Origin of the sequence: Polymorphospora rubra (genome assembly GCF_018324255.1) — a bacterium.
Lineage (GTDB): Bacteria > Actinomycetota > Actinomycetes > Mycobacteriales > Micromonosporaceae > Polymorphospora > Polymorphospora rubra.
Genome location: NZ_AP023359.1, coordinates 6430179 through 6446035, shown reverse-complemented (window position 1 = coordinate 6446035; position 15857 = coordinate 6430179). Strand labels below are relative to the sequence as shown.

General features: G+C 71.9%; 15 protein-coding genes. All 15 read right to left on the bottom strand.

The genetic code is table 11. The annotated features are described in order from the left end of the window. Window positions 1-17 precede the first annotated feature (17 nt). The 15 genes from Prubr_RS29000 to Prubr_RS28935 all read right to left on the bottom strand — a co-directional run bounded on the left by Prubr_RS29000 (window position 18) and on the right by Prubr_RS28935 (window position 15794). Complete coding sequence (locus Prubr_RS29000; RefSeq protein WP_212818059.1) at window positions 18-356, bottom strand: TIGR04076 family protein; 339 nt, start codon at window positions 354-356, stop codon at window positions 18-20. A gap of 2 nt (window positions 357-358) precedes the next feature. Beyond that, a complete protein-coding gene (locus Prubr_RS28995) occupies window positions 359-1354 on the bottom strand; it encodes an NADPH:quinone oxidoreductase family protein (protein WP_212818058.1) in 996 nt (331 codons plus the stop codon). Continuing rightward, on the bottom strand, window positions 1351-1755 hold the full coding sequence (locus tag Prubr_RS28990; RefSeq protein ID WP_246567790.1) for a YybH family protein: 405 nt from the start codon (window positions 1753-1755) through the stop codon (window positions 1351-1353). Before Prubr_RS28990 ends, Prubr_RS28995 begins: the two co-directional genes overlap by 4 nt. Further along, complete coding sequence (locus Prubr_RS28985; protein WP_343221524.1) at window positions 1752-2729, bottom strand: metal-dependent hydrolase family protein; 978 nt, start codon at window positions 2727-2729, stop codon at window positions 1752-1754. The genes Prubr_RS28990 and Prubr_RS28985 overlap by 4 nt, the downstream gene beginning before the upstream one ends. Then, window positions 2726-3013, bottom strand: coding sequence for an imidazolonepropionase-like domain-containing protein (locus tag Prubr_RS38015; protein ID WP_343221523.1), 288 nt, complete (start codon window positions 3011-3013; stop codon window positions 2726-2728). The genes Prubr_RS28985 and Prubr_RS38015 overlap by 4 nt, the downstream gene beginning before the upstream one ends. After that, window positions 3010-3159, bottom strand: coding sequence for a hypothetical protein (locus Prubr_RS28980; protein WP_212818056.1), 150 nt, complete (start codon window positions 3157-3159; stop codon window positions 3010-3012). Before Prubr_RS28980 ends, Prubr_RS38015 begins: the two co-directional genes overlap by 4 nt. Next, window positions 3156-4838 (bottom strand): hydantoinase B/oxoprolinase family protein, encoded by a 1683-nt coding sequence (locus tag Prubr_RS28975; RefSeq protein WP_212818055.1) that lies wholly within the window; start codon window positions 4836-4838, stop codon window positions 3156-3158. The genes Prubr_RS28980 and Prubr_RS28975 overlap by 4 nt, the downstream gene beginning before the upstream one ends. Further along, window positions 4831-6519, bottom strand: coding sequence for a hydantoinase B/oxoprolinase family protein (locus Prubr_RS28970; protein WP_212818054.1), 1689 nt, complete (start codon window positions 6517-6519; stop codon window positions 4831-4833). Before Prubr_RS28970 ends, Prubr_RS28975 begins: the two co-directional genes overlap by 8 nt. Further along, window positions 6516-8570 carry a hydantoinase/oxoprolinase family protein gene (locus Prubr_RS28965; protein WP_212818053.1) on the bottom strand — a complete coding sequence of 685 codons (2055 nt, stop codon included), beginning with the start codon at window positions 8568-8570 and terminating at the stop codon, window positions 6516-6518. Before Prubr_RS28965 ends, Prubr_RS28970 begins: the two co-directional genes overlap by 4 nt. Next, complete coding sequence (locus Prubr_RS28960; RefSeq protein WP_212818052.1) at window positions 8563-10659, bottom strand: dipeptide ABC transporter ATP-binding protein; 2097 nt, start codon at window positions 10657-10659, stop codon at window positions 8563-8565. Before Prubr_RS28960 ends, Prubr_RS28965 begins: the two co-directional genes overlap by 8 nt. Before the next feature lie 2 nt (window positions 10660-10661). Then, window positions 10662-11555, bottom strand: coding sequence for an ABC transporter permease (locus tag Prubr_RS28955; RefSeq protein ID WP_212818051.1), 894 nt, complete (start codon window positions 11553-11555; stop codon window positions 10662-10664). Beyond that, on the bottom strand, window positions 11555-12565 hold the full coding sequence (locus Prubr_RS28950; RefSeq protein ID WP_212818050.1) for an ABC transporter permease: 1011 nt from the start codon (window positions 12563-12565) through the stop codon (window positions 11555-11557). The genes Prubr_RS28955 and Prubr_RS28950 overlap by 1 nt, the downstream gene beginning before the upstream one ends. 12 nt (window positions 12566-12577) lie before the next feature. Then, complete coding sequence (locus Prubr_RS28945) at window positions 12578-14176, bottom strand: ABC transporter substrate-binding protein (protein ID WP_246567788.1); 1599 nt, start codon at window positions 14174-14176, stop codon at window positions 12578-12580. A 336-nt stretch (window positions 14177-14512) separates the two neighbouring features. Next, the gene (locus Prubr_RS28940) at window positions 14513-14956 is read right to left on the bottom strand and encodes an L-rhamnose mutarotase (RefSeq protein WP_212818048.1); all 444 of its coding nucleotides are present in this window, start codon (window positions 14954-14956) and stop codon (window positions 14513-14515) included. Window positions 14957-14960: 4 nt separating this feature from the next. Further along, window positions 14961-15794 (bottom strand): carbohydrate ABC transporter permease, encoded by an 834-nt coding sequence (locus Prubr_RS28935; RefSeq protein WP_212818047.1) that lies wholly within the window; start codon window positions 15792-15794, stop codon window positions 14961-14963. Between the last annotated feature and the right edge of the window lie 63 nt (window positions 15795-15857).

Below are 15857 nucleotides of genomic sequence, written 5' to 3'. Positions count from 1 at the left end.
GGGTCAGGTCGGCGGGGTCAGGTCAGGTCGGCGGAGTTCATCCGGCGCCGGCAGGTCCGCTCGACCCGCATGATCAGCCGTTCCTCCGGGTCGGGGCAGGCGAACAGCGAGTCCTGGGCGAGCCAGTCGCCGGGCGGCACGTCGCGCTGCTTGGCGGCCAGGAACGGCAGCACCGACGCGAGGGCGTACACGCAGAAGTGCTTTCCCTCGGGCAGCTTGAGGTGGGCGCTGTCGGTCAGGTCGAAGTGGTCGCCGACGTTCATGCCGCAGACCGAGCGGCCCTCGATCCGGTCGACGGTGACCCGCAGGTCGTAGATGTCCATGTCGCCCTCGGTGGGCGTGGCGTCCTCGGCCATGGTCAGCTCCCTCCTACCTGGACAATGATCTTGCCGACGGTACGCCCGGCGGCGAGGTCGGACAGCGCCGCCGGCGCCTCGTGCAGCGGCACGACCCGGGTCACCGGCGGCCGGACCGCGCCGGCCGCGTGCAGGTCGAAAAGCCGTTCGTACGCGTCGCGAACCGCGTCCGGGAGGCGCCACGGGTACATCGACCCCCACGACAGGCCGATGACGGTGGCGTTGGCGGCGGTCAGCCGCATCGGGTCGACCGGCGGCGGCGGCCCGCCGGCGGCGCCGATCACCACGATCCGCCCCTCGAAGGCGAGGCAGTCCAGCGACCGGGTGAACACGTCGCCGCCGACCGGGTCGAGCACCACGTCGACACCGGTCCCCCGGGTCGCCTCGTGGACCTGTTCGACGAAGTCGGTGGCGTGGTAGTCGATGGCGAGGCTGGCGCCGTTCTCCCGGCACCGGGCGACCTTCTCCGGGCCGCCGGCGGTGCAGATCACCCGGGCCCGGCGGGCGACGGCGAGCTGGGTGGCGGCGATGCCGACCCCACCGGCGCCGGCGTGCACCAGCACCAGGTCGCCGGCACGTACCCCGGCGCGTTCGAGGGCGAACCACGCGGTCTGGTAGGTGACCGGCAGGGCCGCCGCGTCGACGGCGCTGATCCCGGCCGGTCGGGGCACGGTCAGGCCGGCCTCGACGGTGACCCGGTCGCCGAGCGCGCCGTGCGGCAGCGCCGGGCAGGCGAGCACGTCCTGGCCGAGCAGGTGCTCGGCGCCGGGGCCGGCGGCGACGACCCGGCCGGCGACCTCTACGCCCGGGGTGACCGGCGGGTCGGGGCGGACCGGATAGGTGCCCCGGCACAGCATCACGTCGAGGAAGTTGAGGCCGACGGTGTCCACGGCGAGGGTCACCTCGCCCGGGCCGGGCGGCGGGTCGTCGGGCACCTCCGCGACGGTGAGCACGTCGGCCGGCTCACCGTCGCGGTAGGCGACCAGTCGTCGGATCATGCCGTGGCCGGCACGAGCAGTTCGGAGTGGTGGTGCACGATGCGCCACCCGTCGGCGGTGCGCCGCAGCACGTCGGTGACCCGGCTGTGCTGGGCGGGGCCGTCCTTCGGTTCGGCGACCAGCACGTACCGGGCGACGGCGGTGTCGTCCCAGACGTCGACCCGCAGGTCGGTGGCGGCCAGGACGGCGAGCTTCGGGCGGGCCCCGGCGGCGTCGCGCCGGTCGCGGTACGTGTCGAGTTCGGCGCGGGTGCGCAACGGCCCGGGCAGGTGGGTCTCCCAGGTGGTCACGTCGGCGTGCAGGTGGCTGTCGAAGCGTTGCCGGTCGCCGGCGAGGAACGCGTCGTACAGGTCGTCGATGCCGGCCGCGATCGCGGCGCGGTCGTCTGTTCCGGTGCTCACTGTGCGCTCCATCCCGACCGGTCGTCGCGGACGACGCGGCCACCCTTCATGACCCAGCGGATGCCGCGGAACGCCGACGTCTCGGCGGTCGGGTCGGCGTCCATCGCGACCAGGTCGGCGTACTTGCCGGTCTCCACCGTGCCGAGGTCGGCCTCGGCGCCGAGCCAGCGGATCGGGCCGAGGGTGCCGGCGTACAGCGCGCGGGCCGGACCGATGCCGCCCTCGGACATGTATTCGAGTTCGCGTACCGAGGCGTTGGTTCCCTCGAAGTGCCAGAACGGCGGCATGTCGCTGCCGAGCAGCACCTCGACGCCGGCGTCCAGCGCCATCGCGAAGCTCTCCAGGTGGCGTGGGCCGGCGCCGAGCGACCGGCACTGCATCCACTCCGGTACGCCGAGTTCGTCGAAGAACTCCTTGCAGCGGGTGACCAGCAGGGTCGGCACCAGGGCGGTGCCGCGCTCGGCCATCCGGGCGACGACCTCGGGGGTGAGCTGGTAGCCGTGCTCGACGCAGTCCAGGCCCAGTTCGACCGCCTCGGCGATGACCGGGGCGGGCCCGGCGTGGGCGGTGACCCGGCGGCCCCAGGCGTGCGCGGTGTCGATGACGGCGCGCAGCTCGTCGGTGAACAGCTGCCGGGTGTGGATCGACTCGTGCTCGCCGGCGATGCCGCCGGAGATCATCACCTTGATCAGGTCGGCGCCGGCCTTGACCTGGCTGCGTACGCCGCGGCGGAAGCCGTCGGCGCCATCGCACTCCATGGTGTCGCCGCTCTCGTGGCCGTGGCCGCCGGTGCAGACCAGGGCCCGGCCGGCAGTGAAGATCCGGGGGCCGACGACCCGGCCGGCGGCGATCGCGCGGCGCAGGGCGAAGTCGGCGTGGTCCTTCTCGGCGACGCAGCGGACCGTCGTCACTCCACACAGGAGGGTGCGGCGGGCACCGTCGGCCATGTAGAGGGCCAGCTCGTGCGGGTTCATCCCTTGACCCCGTCGCCGCCACTGCCGGGCAGCGACAGCGACAGGTGGGTGTGCATGTTGGTCAGCCCCGGCGTGACGTACGCGCCGTCGAGGTCGACGCGCGTGAACCCGCCCTGCTCGCCGGCCTGGGCGAGCACCTCGTCGCGCGGGCCGACGGCGGCGATCCGGTCGCCGCGTACCCAGACGGCCGCGTCGGGCAGCGGGCCGACGCCGTCGACGATCCGGCCGTCGACGACGGTGCAGTTCACCAGTACGGCCGACGCCGCACCACTCGTCTCACTCACGCTGCCACCTCGCTCCGCTCGGCGGCACCGTGTTCAACGCCGAGCCTCATGATTCGCTCGCTTCGCTCACATGCCGCCACCTCGCTCCGCTCGGTGACGTCATGACCATTCCTGAGCCTCATGATTCGCTCGCTTCGCTCGCTCATGGATAGTCCTCGAATCCGTAGATCTGGCGGGCGGCGGCGGGGGTGACGTAGCCCTCGGCGATGTCGTGGCGGATCGCGGCGACGTCGCGGTCGGCCGGGTCGCCGTGCCCACCGCCGCCGGCGGTCAGCAGCGTGATCCGGTCCCCCACCTCGACCCGGGTCCGCTTCGTCGACACCCGCGCCTCCCGGTCCGTCCCCGGGAACACGACCACCTGGTTCGGGTCCGGCTCCAGGCCACCGTCGAGCGCCCACGGCCGGCTGCGGGTCTTCTTGATCACCGACAGGAACTCACCCGGCGTCACGAACCGGATGTCCCGGCGCAGCCCCGATCCACCCCGGAACCGGCCCGCCCCGCCGGAGTCGGCGCGGATCTCGACCCGTTCGAAGAACATCCCGGTCTTGGCTTCGAGGACCTCGACCGGGGTGTTGCGCGCCTGGGTCTGGCACAGGTGGTTGACCGGGCCGATGCCGTCGTGGTCGGGGCTGGCGCCCCAGCCGACCGGGTCGTTGTTGCTGACCGCGAACATCTGCCCGGTGTCCGGGTGCGTGCCGACCATCATGAAGCCGGGCACGTCACCGCCGGACGAGGCGGGCAGCCGCTCCGGCATGCCCTGGGCGAGGGCCTTGTAGATGAGTTCGAGGGCGACCGTGCCGGTCCACTGGGTGAACGTCGCCGCCGGGTAGACGGCGTGGAACAGGGTGCCCGGTTCGGCGCGTACCTCCAGGGCGGTGAAGTGTCCGGCGTTGGTCTGCTCGGTCGGGGTGGTCACCGCCTTGAACGCGACCCGGGCGGTCGCGATCGTCGCCCCGAGCGGCAGGTTCACCGGTCCGGGTACGGCCGGCGACGAGCCGGCGAAGTCGACGGTGAACCGGCCGTCGGCGACGGTCACGGTGACCTGCATCCGGATCGGCTCGTCGGTGATGCCGTCGTCGTCGAGCCAGTCGACGGCGGTCCACGAGCCCTGCGGCAGGGCGGCGACCGCCTCGGCGGTGGACGCCTCGGCGGCCGCGACGACGGTGGCGACGACCGCGTCGACGGTCTCGCGCCCGTAGCGGGTGTAGACGTCGATCAGCCGGCGTTCGCCGGTGCGCAGCGCCGCGACCTGGGCGTGCAGGTCGCCGATGACCAGGTCCGGCATCCGGGAGTTGAACCGGATCAGTTCCACGATCTCGTGGGCCGGCTCGCCCCGGCGGAAGACCTTGGTGCCCGGGAAGATGACGCCTTCCTGGTGCATGTCGGTGGAGTCCAGCACATAGCCGGGGTCCTTGGCGCCGAGGTCCATCCAGTGCGCGCGGACGCAGAGGAAACCGATCAGGGTGCCGTCGCCGTCACCGTCGCTGGGCAGGAAGACCGGCGAGAACAGGGTCGCGTCGTACGAGTGCGCCGCGTTCCAGTACGGGTAGTTGAGCAGCACCACGTCGCCGGGTTCGAGGTTGTCGACCCCGACGTACTCGACGCCCCTGCCGATCGAGTAGTCGTTGGCGCCGAGGAACCGGCTCAGTCCGGTCGACTCGGCGACCAGCCGCAGGTCGGCGTCGTAGATGGAGATGCCGAAGTCGTAGACCTCGTAGATGACCGGGTTGAAGGCGGTACGGACCAGGGCGGCCCGCATCTCCTCGGCCGCCGACACGAGATAGCTGCGGACCACCTCGACCGTGGCGCCGTCGGGTTCACCCATCGGTGTCCACCCCGTAGACGTCCCGGGCCGCGGCCGGGCTGACGAAACCCTCGGCCACGTCGAGGCGTACGGCCTCGGGGTCCCGGTCGCGGGGGGCGCCGTGCCCACCGCCGCCGGCGGTCAGCAGCGTGATCCGGTCCCCCACCTCGACCCGGGTCCGCTTCGTCGACACCCGCGCCTCCCGGTCCGTCCCCGGGAACACGACCACCTGGTTCGGGTCCGGCTCCAGGCCACCGTCGAGCGCCCACGGCCGGCTACGGGTCTTCTTGATCACCGACAGGAACTCACCCGGCGTCACGAACCGGATGTCCCGGCGCAGCCCCGATCCACCCCGGAACCGGCCCGCCCCGCCGGAGTCGGCGCGGAACTCCATCCGTTCGAAGAACATCCCGGTACGGGCCTCGAGGACCTCGATCGGGGTGATCCGGCCGGTGCTGCCGGAGACGTGGGTGGCGGCGTTCATGCCGTCGTGGTCGGTGGTGGCGCCCCAGCCGACCGGGTCGTTGTTGCTGACCGCGAACATCTGCCCGGTGTCGGGGTGGATGCCGACCATCATGAAGCCGGGTACGTCGCCGCCGGACGACGCGGGCAGCAGGTCCGGCATGCCCTGGGCGAGCGCCTTGAGGATCAGCTCGACCGCGACGATGCCGGTCCACAGGGTGAACGTCGGCTGCGGGTAGACGGCGTGGAAGAGCGTGCCGGGCTCGGCGAGCACCTTCAGCGGGGCGACCGTTCCGGCGTTCGACGGCTGGTCCGGTGAGGTCAGCGACTTCAGGATCACCTTGCAGATCGCCTCGGTGGCGCCGTACGGCATGTTGATCGGGCCGGCGGTCGCCGGCGCGGAGCCGGCGAAGTCGACGGTGAACGTCCCGTCGGCGATGGTGACGGTGACCCGCATCTTCACCGGGTCCTCGGTGATGCCGTCGTCGTCGACCCAGTCCTCGGCCGTCCAGGTGCCCTGCGGCAGCGCCGCCAGGGCGGCCCGGCTGCGGGCCTCGCCGTCGGCGATCATCGCGTCGATGGCGGCCTCGACGGTGGGCCGGCCGAACTTGGCCAGGATCTCCAGGTAGCGGCGCTCGCCGGTGCGCAGCGCGGCGATCTGGGCGTGCAGGTCGCCGAGGACCTCGGCCGGCATCCGGGAGTTGAACCGGATCAGCTCGTGGATCTCGTGGACCGGTACGCCCCTCGACACCACCTTGGTGCCCGGGAAGATGAGCCCTTCCTGGTGCATGTCGGTGGAGTCCAGCACGTAGCCGGGATCCTTGGCGCCAAGGTCCATCCAGTGCGCGCGGACGCAGAGGAAGCCGACCAGGGTGCCGTCGGCGTCCGGGTCGGCCGGGTCGGGCTGGAAGACCGGGGCGAACAGGGTCGCGTCGGAGGCGTGCGCCGCGTTCCAGTACGGGAAGTTGAGCAGCACGACGTCGCCGCGGTGCAGGTTGTCGAGGCCGACGTAGTCGACGCCCTTGCGCAGCGAGAAGTCGTTGGCGCCGAGGAAGAAGGTCAGCCCGGTCGCCTCGGCGACCAGCCGCAGGTCGGCGTCGTACATCGACATGCCGAAGTCGTGGACCTCGTAGATGACCGGGTTGAACGAGGTGCGGATCAGGGTGGCCCGCATCTCCTCGGCCGCCGACAGCAGGTAGCTGCGGACGACCTCTACCGTCGCGCCGTCCAACGTGGTCATGCGCCAGCCTCCTCGAGGGTCACCAGCAGGTAGCCGTGCGGGTCGACCTCGACGCGCTGTCCACTGGGGACGACGGTGGTCGAGGTGCCCTCGTCGACCAGGGCCGGCCCGGTGAACACGTCGCCGGGCTGGAGCAGCGACCGGTCGTAGACGGCGAACGGCACGACCTCGCGGGTGCCGAAGTCGTACGCGTCGCGCGGGGCGAGCAGCGCCCGGGTCGGGTCGCCGTCGCCGGCCGGCGCGGTGGCCAGTTCCGGGCGACGGGTCCGGCCGATGCCGCGTACCCGCAGGTTGAGGATCTGCAGCCGGTTGTCCATCGCGTGGCCGTACCGGGCCCGGTGCAGTTCCTCGAACGAGGCGCGGACCGCGTCCGGGTCGAGGTGCTGGCCGACGGTCACCATCAGGCTGTGTTCCTGGCCGAGGTAGCGCAGCTCGAACTGCCGTTCCAGGATCGCGTCGTTCTCGCCCACGCCCTGGGTGCGCAGCGAGGCCAGCGCCTCGGCCTCCACGCCCTTGAACAGCGCCTCGATCTGGTCGAGGTCGGCGTCGTCGAGGGTGGCCATCACCGTACGGGCGAAGTCGTCGACGATGTCGGCGGACAGCATGCCCCAGGCGGAGAAGCCGGACGGGGCGAATGGCACGACCACCTCGCGGATGCCCATCTCGCGGGCCAGCAGCGGGGCGAGCAGCGGGCCGGCGCCGCCGAAGGCGAGCAGTGAGAAGACCCGCGGGTCATGGCCGCGCTCGACGGTGATCTGCCGGACCGCGCCGACGGTCTTGGCCAGCAGTACGTCGTAGATGCCGGCGGCGGCCGCCTCGACGGACAGGCCGAGCGGTTCGGCGATCTGTTCGCGGACCGCGTCGCGGGCGGCGCCGTCGGCCAGGCCCATCGTGCCGGCGAGGAAGCGCTGCGGGTCGACGTAGCCGAGCACCACCGACGCGTCGGTGACGGTCGGTTTCGTGCCGCCGCGGCCGTAGCAGACCGGGCCCGGGTCGGCGCCGGCGCTGTGCGGGCCGACCTTGAGCAGGCCCCGGTCCAGCCAGGCGATGGAGCCGCCACCGGCACCGATGGTCCGGATGTCGTACGTCGGGATCAGCAGCGGGAAGTGTTCGAGCTGCGCCTCGTACGCGGCGACGGCCGAGCCGCGCTCGATGACGCAGGCGTCCAGCGAGGTGCCGCCGATGTCGAAGGTGAGCAGGTTGTCGCGGCCGAGTTCGTTCGCCAGGTAGGCGGCGCCGACGATGCCGCCGGCGGGGCCGGAGAGCACGGTGTGCGTCGGCGAGGTCTTGGCGACCGTCGACGTCATCGAGCCGCCGCCGGAGCGCATGATGAGGAACCGGCCGGCGAAGCCGCGCTCGGCGAGGCCGCGCTCCAGTTCGTCGACGTACCGCTCGAAGATCGGCCGGATGTACGCCTCCAGGACGGTGGTGCTGGTCCGCTCGTACTCGCGGTACTCGCGGACGATGTCGGTCGACAGGGACAGGCTGACGTCCGGGTACTCGCGCCGGATGATCTCGGCGGCGGCGCGTTCGTGGGTCGGGTCGAGGAACGAGTGCAGGAAGCAGATCGCGATCGACTTCACGCCCTGCGTCTCGACGAGTTCGCGGGCGGCGGCGCGGACGCTGTCCGGGTCGAGTTCGGTGACGACCCGGCCCTTGTGGTCCAGCCGGCCGGTGACCCCGGCGGTGTAGCGGCGCTGGACCAGGCTCTCCGGGCGCTGGTACTTGAAGTCGTACATGTGGTCGGACGGCACGTTGCCGCGGCCGACGAGGAAGATGTCGCGGAAGCCGTCGTTGGTGATGATGCCGGTCGCGCCGCCGCGCCGCTCCAGCACGGCGTTGAGGCCGAGCGTGGTGCCGTGGATGAACAGCTCCACCTGGGACAGGTCGGTGCCCAGGGCGGTGACCGCGTCGAGTACGCCCTCCCACGGCCGCGCCGGGGTGGTCGACGCCTTGCGGAAGCGCACCCGGTTGGTGCGGGTGTCCAGCTCCATCGCGTCGACGAAGGTGCCTCCGATGTCGACGGCGAGCCGGATGTGCGGATCAGACACGGATGTCACTACCTTTCAGCAGGGCGGGGATCTCCGGTACCCGCCAGCAGGCGGCCCGGCTCGCGCCGTACGGCTGGAGTTGCTGGTCGTCGGCGCGGCACCGGTCGGTGACGAACGGGCAGCGGCCGGCGAGCGGGCACCCGGTGGCGGCGTCGGCCTCCTCGAGGTCGCGGGTCAGCTCGACCCGCGGCCCGCCGAAGCCGGTGCCCAGGCTGGGGGCACTTGCCAGCAGCGCCCGGGTGTACGGGTGTTTCGGGTTGTCGAAGACCTCGTCGACGGGCCCCTCCTCGACCACCCGGCCGAGGTAGAGCACAACGACCCGGTCGGAGAAGCCGCGTACGGTGGCCAGGTCGTGCGAGATGAAGACCGAGCCGCGCGACGAGTCGGCGGCGACGTCGGCGATCACCTTGAGGATCTGGGCCTGCACGGTGACGTCGAGCGCCGAGGTGGGCTCGTCGAAGACGATCAGTTCGGGGCGGCCGACCAGGGCGCGGGCGATGCCGATCCGCTGGGCCTGGCCGCCGGAGAGTTCGTGCGGCTGCCGCTGGAGGATGGACCGGTCGAGTTCCATCCGGTCGAGCACGGCTTCGACCCGCTGCGCGCGTTCGGCCGCCGGTACGCCGAGCGCCCGCAGCGGTTCGGCGATCGAGTCGCCGACGGTGCGGCGCGGGCTGAGCGAGCCGATCGGGTCCTGGAACACCATCTGGGCCCGGGTCCGCAGCTGCCGCAGCTTACGACCGCGCAGGCCGGCGTAGCGCTGGCCGGCGACCTCGACGCTGCCGCTGGCCGGGTCGACCAGGCCGAGCATCAGCTTGGCCAGGGTGCTCTTGCCGCAGCCGCTCTCGCCGACGACGCCGAGGGTCTCGCCGGCGGCGACGGTCAGGCTGACGCCGCGCAGCGCGTGGTGGCCGCCGCGGCCGAAGCGGCTGCGGTAGACCACGTGTGCGTCGTCGATGGCCAGCACGGGTGTGCCGGCCGCCGGGACCGTGTCGGGTGCGGCGGCCCGGTCCTTGGTGAGGGTGCCACCGGCCGGCCCGGCCGCGCCGGTGCCGGGCACGGTCGGGTCGGCCGCCGCGGTCTTGGCGGTGACGTACAGGGTCGGGTCGGCCGCCGCGGCTTCGGCGGTCAGCGGCCCGCGCTGCGGGTGGAAGCAGGCCAGGGTCCAGCCGTCGGTGCCGTGCGGGACCGGGGTGGTCGGTGGGCGGCGCTGCCCGCAGGTGTCGGTGGCGTGCGCACAGCGGGGCGCGAACGGGCAGTCGTCCGGCGCGGTCCGCATCAGCGGCATCGCGCCGGCGGTCGCGACGACCGGCCGGCCGTCGATGTCGGGGACCGAGGCGAGCAGGGCGCGGGTGTAGGGGTGGGACGGTTCGCGCAGCACCTGGTCGGCGGGGCCGCTCTCGACGACGGTGCCGGCGTAGAGCACCACCACCCGGTCGCAGACCGCCGCGATGGAGGCCAGGTCGTGCGAGATGAGCAGTACGCCGCGCCGGTCGGCGTCGGCGGCCAGCCGGAACTGGCGCAGGATCTCCCGGGTCAGGGTGACGTCGAGGCCGGTGGTCGGCTCGTCGGCGATCAGCAGGCCGGGCGCGCAGCCGGTGGCCAGTGAGATCATCACCCGCTGGGCCATGCCGCCGGACAGTTCGTGCGGGTACGCGTCGAGCCGCCGGGCCGGGTTGCGGATCCCGACCTGTTCGAAGAGTTCCCGGGCGGCCTCCCGGGCCCGTTTGGTGTCCATCGCCTGGTGGGTGGTGAGCCGGTCGGTGAGCTGCCGGCCGACCGTGCGGGTGGCGATGAGCGCGCCGCGCGGGTTCTGGAAGCACAGGGCGGCGCCGTGGCCGCGGTGGGTGCTCAGCGCCGCGTCGTCCATGCGCAGCACGTCGGCGCCGTCGAAGTGGACCGCGCCGGTGGCGTCGGCGCCGCCGGGCAGCAGGCCGACGATGGAGCGGGCCACCATGCTCTTGCCGCCGCCGCTCTCGCCGACCAGGCCGACCACCTCGCCGGCGTCGACACGCAGGTTGACGTTGCTGAGCGCGGCGACCTCGCGGCCGCGTCGGCGGATCACCACCGACAGGTTCTCGATCGAGAGCATGGCTACCTCCGCTTCGCGTCGGCGCGCTCCTGCAACCCCTCGCCGAGGAGGCTGAAGCCGAGCACGCAGACGAGCAGGAAGAGGCCGGGTGGGACCGAGGTCCACCAGCGGCCGGCGACGACGTCGGGGTTGCCGAGGCTGATCATGGCGCCCCACTCGGCGGTGGGGATGCTGACGCCGAGGCCGAGGAAGGACAGGCCGGCCAGGGTGAGCATCGCCCAGCCGCAGTTGAGCGGGGCGATGACCCGTACCGGGGTGAGACTGTTGGGCAGGATGTGCCGCCACAGCACGCCGAGCGTCGACGAGCCGGAGGTGACCGAGGCGTCGACGAACGGCAGTTCGCGTACCGACCGGGCCTCGGCGCGGACCAGGCGGGCGTACGCGGGTGCGTTGACCAGGGCGATGGTGATGATCAGGTTGACCGTGCCGTTGCCGAGCAGCGCGGCGACCGCCAGGGCCAGGATGAAGGTCGGGAACGCCTGGAAGATGTCGACCAGCCGCATCAGCACGTCGTCGACCCAGCCGCCGAGGTAGCCGGCGACCAGGCCGACGATGGTGCCGACCACGACGGCGAGGGCGACCGCCGCGACCGCGATGCCGAGGTCGAGGCGGCCGGCGTGGAGCAGCCGGCTCCAGATGTCCATGCCGTTGCTGTCGGTGCCGAGCAGGTGGCTGCCGCCGGGCGCGGCGAGGCTGGCGGCCGGGTCGATCTCCTCCGGCCCCCAGTTGCTGAGCAGCGGGGCGAAGATCGCGGCGAGCGTGACCACGGTGAGGATGGTCGCGCCGACCACGATCAGCACGTTGGCGAACCGGCCGTCCCGGACCCCGCGGCCCCTGACCGGGGCGGCGGTGTCCGCGGATTCGCCGGGGCCGCCGGCGGCGCGCAGATCAACCATCAGATCTTCACTCTCGGGTCGAGGATCGCGTGCACGACGTCGGCGATGAGGAACACCAGCACGTAGGCCAGCGCGATGATCACCACGGACGCCTGGACGACCGGGTAGTCGCGGTAGAGCAGGCCACGCAGCGCCCACTGGCCGAAGCCCTGCCACGAGTAGACGTACTCGACGAGCACGGTCGAGCCGATCGCGGAGCCGAAGACCAGGGCGGCCAGCGACGGCACCCGGACCATCGTCGCCCGGGTCAGGTAGCCGCGCAGCAGCGTACGGGGGCGCAGCCCGTGGGCGCCGGCGGCGACGTACGCCTCGGAGTGCAGCACCTCCAGCGCGGACGCCCGTACGCTGCGCAGCAGCGGCGCGACGATGACGACGGCCAGGGTGGCGACCGGCAGGACCAGGTGCGCCGCCGCCGACGTGAACGCCGGCCAGTTGGCGGTCAGCACCGCGTCGACCAGGTCGGCGCCGGTGATCGGGGTCAGGTTGGTGTCCGGGTCGACCCGGCCGCTCGGGGCCGGAAACCAGCCGAGCACGCTGTAGCCGACCAGGATCAGGACCAGGCCGAGCCAGAACTCCGGCATCGAGTTCCCGACCAGGGCGACGATCCGGATGCCGTGGTCGCCGGCGCGGTTGGCACGCCGGGCCGACCAGATCCCGAGTACGACGGCGACGACCAGCGCCAGCGACACCGAGAGCACCACGAGTTCGAGGGTCGGACCGATGCGCAGCGCGACCTCGGCGGTGACCGACCCGCCGCTCTGGATCGAGGTGCCGAAGTCACCGGTGACCAGGCCGCCGAGGTAGTCCAGGAACTGCTTCCACATCGGCTGGTCGAGCCCGAAGCGTTCCCGGGCCGCGGCGGCGTCCTCCTCGGTGGCGTTCGGTCCGAGGATGGTCCGGATCGGGTCACCGGGCAGCACCCGCACCAGGAGGAAGGTCAGGACGACCACCCCGAGCAGCACCGGGATGAGCTGGAGCAGCCGCCTGCCGACGAAACGAAGGATCCGCATGAGAGGTCGGGATCAGCCCGAGGTGGTCAGGTAGCGCAGGCGGGCGAGGCCGTCCATCGGCTGGACCCAGCCGGCGACCTCCTCGCGTACCGGCAGGTTGAAGTTGGGCTGGCAGATGATCACCCAGGGGACGTCGGCGGCCAGGATCTGCTGGACCCGGGTCCAGAGCTGGCGGCGGGCGGCCTCGTCGACCGTGGTGTGCGACTGCTCGTAGATCTGCTCGATCTCCGGGTTGGTGTAGTTGGAGTAGTTCAGGTTGGCGCCGGAGACGAAGCTGGTGGCCAGCATGTACTCGACGTCGTTGACCCAGAGCTGGCCCGAGGTGATCTGGAGCGGGATGTTCTTCTGCTGCCGCCGCTCGGCGAGCGTCGCCGGGTCGAGCGGGGTCAGCTTGAGTTCGATGCCGGCCTTACGCGCCTCGGACTGCACCAGTACGGCGAGCTGCTGCTGGGTGTCGTTGTCGGTCGCGAAGACCAGCTCCGAGTTGATCGAGGTCTGGCCGGCGGCGGCCAGCGCGGCCCTGGCCGCCTCGATGTCGTACTTGTAGGGGTAGCCGTTCGCGTCGTAGCCGGGCATGTCCAGCGGCACCAGGCTGCTGGTCGGCCGGGCGTCGCCGCCGTAGACGTTGGCGATGATCTGCTCGTACGGCACCGCGTGGGCCAGCGCCTTGCGGACGTTCACGTCGTTGAACGGCGCGGTGGTGACCGACATCTGGATCGCGACCTGATCGTTGCTGGCCGCCGAGATGACCTTGATGCCGTCGACGTTCTTCAGGTCGGCGATGTCGCGGCGGCTGACGCCGAGCGCGATGTCGATGTCGCCGTTCTGCAGCTGCAACCGCTGGTTGGCGGCGGCCGGGACGACCGAGATCCGGATGGTCCCGGTCTGCGCCGGCTCCGGGCCCGGGTAGCCCTTGTTGGCCTCCAGCACGATCTCCTGGCCCTGGGTGGCCTTGGTGACGTTGAAGTAGCCGCCGGTCGGGGCGTTCTTGGCGAACCACTCCTGGGCCCACGGGTCGGCGGCGGTGGCGTGCTTCTTCGCCTCGACCGAGTCGAAGACGTAGAGCGAGATCGCCTGGATCTGCGGGGTGAGCGCGCTGGGGAACGCCTGGGCGAACTCGACGGTGTAGTCGTCGACGACCCGGACCTGGTCCGGCTCGGTCAGGCCGATGGTCCGGTAGACGCCGGCCACGTTGGCCTTGGCGGCGAACGCGCGGTCCTTGGACCACTTGACGTCGGCGGCGGTCATCTCGTTGCCGCTGGCGAACTTGACGCCCTTACGCAGCTTCAGGGTCCAGGTCTTCTGGTCGGCGCTGGGCTCGAACGACTCGGCGAAGGTCGGCATGACGTTGGTGGTGTCGAGGATCTTCGAGCCGCTGACCTCGGTCACCCCGTAGTCGACCAGGTACGGGAAGATGTTCTTGTAGAGCATGAGCGCGGTCGGGTCGAAGCCGACGAAGTCCTGGTCCCAGCTGCTGAGGTAGCTGGAGACGGCGATCCGCAGGGTCGACGCGGCGGGGTCCGCGGAGCGGCCGGACGAGCCGGACTGGGAGCCTGCGGCGCAGGCGCCGGTGGCCAGCAGGAGGGCCACGCTGCCCCCGAGCTGCAGCACCGACCGACGGGAGAGAGCGGGCGATCCGGGTCCGAACGGACGCGCTGATCCGGCCATGGGAAGTCCTCCAAGAACCACGACGAGGCGGACCGCGGACGACGCGCCCACCTGCTGGTGTTCTATCAGGCTGCAAGAATGTGAACAAGGGTGAAACCACTGTTCACCCCGAGAATCGTCCCCCTGGCCAGGAACAGAGCTAAACAGGGGATGGTCAGGTGCACAGGTTGTTCACCAGATTTCACACGCGAGATACAAGAGGCTGTTCACCGTGACGCGGCCGCGCCCCGCGCCCCGCGGCCGGGCGGCCGGGGGCGGGGGCGGCCAGCGGGGCGGCGGTCAGGCCGGCGGGCCCGCGTGCCGGAACACCCGGGGCGCCCACAACGGCTCGCCGTCGGCGTCGGCGATCTCGGCGAACAGGTCGGCCAGCGACGCGGTCCAGCGTGCCTGCACCGGCGACCCGCCGGTGACCGTACGGGCCCGGTCGAACCCGGCCCGGGTACGCAGCACGCAGATCACCAGCGTGCCGCGTCGGAAGATCGAGTAGTCGTACATGCCGGCCTCGTCGAGCAGCCGGGACAGCTCCGGCCAGATCTCGGCGTGCCGGCGGTCGTACTCGGCGCCGGCGCCGTCACGCAGCCAGTAGAGGTGGCAGAACTGCTCCCCGGGTCCCGGGCCGCGCTCCCCGGGCGCTGCCGGGGGCGGTGGCGCGACAGCGCCGGAAAGCGGCGGGCCGGCCCCGGAGGAGTCTTCCGGGGCCGGTCCCGACGGCGACGTGTTCACGTGTTCACTTGCCGGAGCCGGCGAGCGCCCCGGAGACGAGCTGCCGCTGGAACACCAGGTAGATGATCAGCACCGGCAGGAGCGCGACGATGAGGCCGGCGCTGACCAGCGGCACCGAGACGTCGTACTGGCCGGTGAGCAGCGAGACCCCGACCATCAGGGTCTTGCGGTCCGACCCACCCATGATCACCAGGGGCAGCAGCAGGTCGTTCCACATCCAGACGAAGTTGAAGATGCCCAGCGCCGACAGCGCCGGTGCCGCGATCGGGGTCAGCAGCCGGAACAGGATCGTGAAATGTCCGGCCCCGTCGACCCGGGCCGCCTCGATCAGCTCGTCGGGCACCTGCTGGAAGTAGCCGGCGAGCTGGTACGTCCCCAGCGGCAGGCCGAACGCGGCGAACGCCAGGATCAGCCCCTGGTACTGGCCGGACATCCCCAGGTCGAGCACCGTCTGGTAGAGCGGGTAGATGATCGCCTGGCTCGGGATGGTGAGCGTGACGATGATCAGCAGGAAGACCAGCTTCCCGCCCCGGAACCGCAGCTTGGTGACCGCGTACGCGGCCAGCAGGGCGGCGAGCACCGACAGCACCAGCCCGCCGAACGTCGCGATCAGCGAGTTGAGCAGCAGCCGGGGCATGTTCATCCGGTTGAACGCCTCGACGTAGTTGCCGAGGGTGATCGACGTCGGCAGGCCGAGCGGGTCCTGCGCGAACCCGCCCTGGGTCTTCAGCGAACTGACGACGGTGAACAGCAGCGGATAGATCGCCGCGACCGCCACCACGACGAGCACGAAGGTGAGCAGGTAGCGGCCGGCCCGCGCCGCGGAACGCCCGGTCATGGTCCGACCTCGCTCCGCTCGGCCGGCCACGACCCTGACCTGCGCCAACTGATTCCCTCGCTG

What these genes read in the sequence shown, in the direction of transcription:
- Prubr_RS28960 (WP_212818052.1), bottom strand. Translation starts at nt 10,659, where the DNA reads ATGCTCTCGATCGAGAACCTGTCGGTGGTGATCCGCCGACGCGGCCGC.
- Prubr_RS28935 (WP_212818047.1), bottom strand. Translation starts at nt 15,794, where the DNA reads ATGACCGGGCGTTCCGCGGCGCGGGCCGGCCGCTACCTGCTCACCTTC.
- Prubr_RS28985 (WP_343221524.1), bottom strand. Translation starts at nt 2,729, where the DNA reads ATGAACCCGCACGAGCTGGCCCTCTACATGGCCGACGGTGCCCGCCGC.
- Prubr_RS29000 (WP_212818059.1), bottom strand. Translation starts at nt 356, where the DNA reads ATGGCCGAGGACGCCACGCCCACCGAGGGCGACATGGACATCTACGAC.
- Prubr_RS28950 (WP_212818050.1), bottom strand. Translation starts at nt 12,565, where the DNA reads ATGCGGATCCTTCGTTTCGTCGGCAGGCGGCTGCTCCAGCTCATCCCG.
- Prubr_RS28970 (WP_212818054.1), bottom strand. Translation starts at nt 6,519, where the DNA reads ATGACCACGTTGGACGGCGCGACGGTAGAGGTCGTCCGCAGCTACCTG.
- Prubr_RS28980 (WP_212818056.1), bottom strand. Translation starts at nt 3,159, where the DNA reads ATGAGCGAGCGAAGCGAGCGAATCATGAGGCTCAGGAATGGTCATGAC.
- Prubr_RS28955 (WP_212818051.1), bottom strand. Translation starts at nt 11,555, where the DNA reads ATGGTTGATCTGCGCGCCGCCGGCGGCCCCGGCGAATCCGCGGACACC.
- Prubr_RS28995 (WP_212818058.1), bottom strand. Translation starts at nt 1,354, where the DNA reads ATGATCCGACGACTGGTCGCCTACCGCGACGGTGAGCCGGCCGACGTG.
- Prubr_RS28975 (WP_212818055.1), bottom strand. Translation starts at nt 4,838, where the DNA reads ATGGGTGAACCCGACGGCGCCACGGTCGAGGTGGTCCGCAGCTATCTC.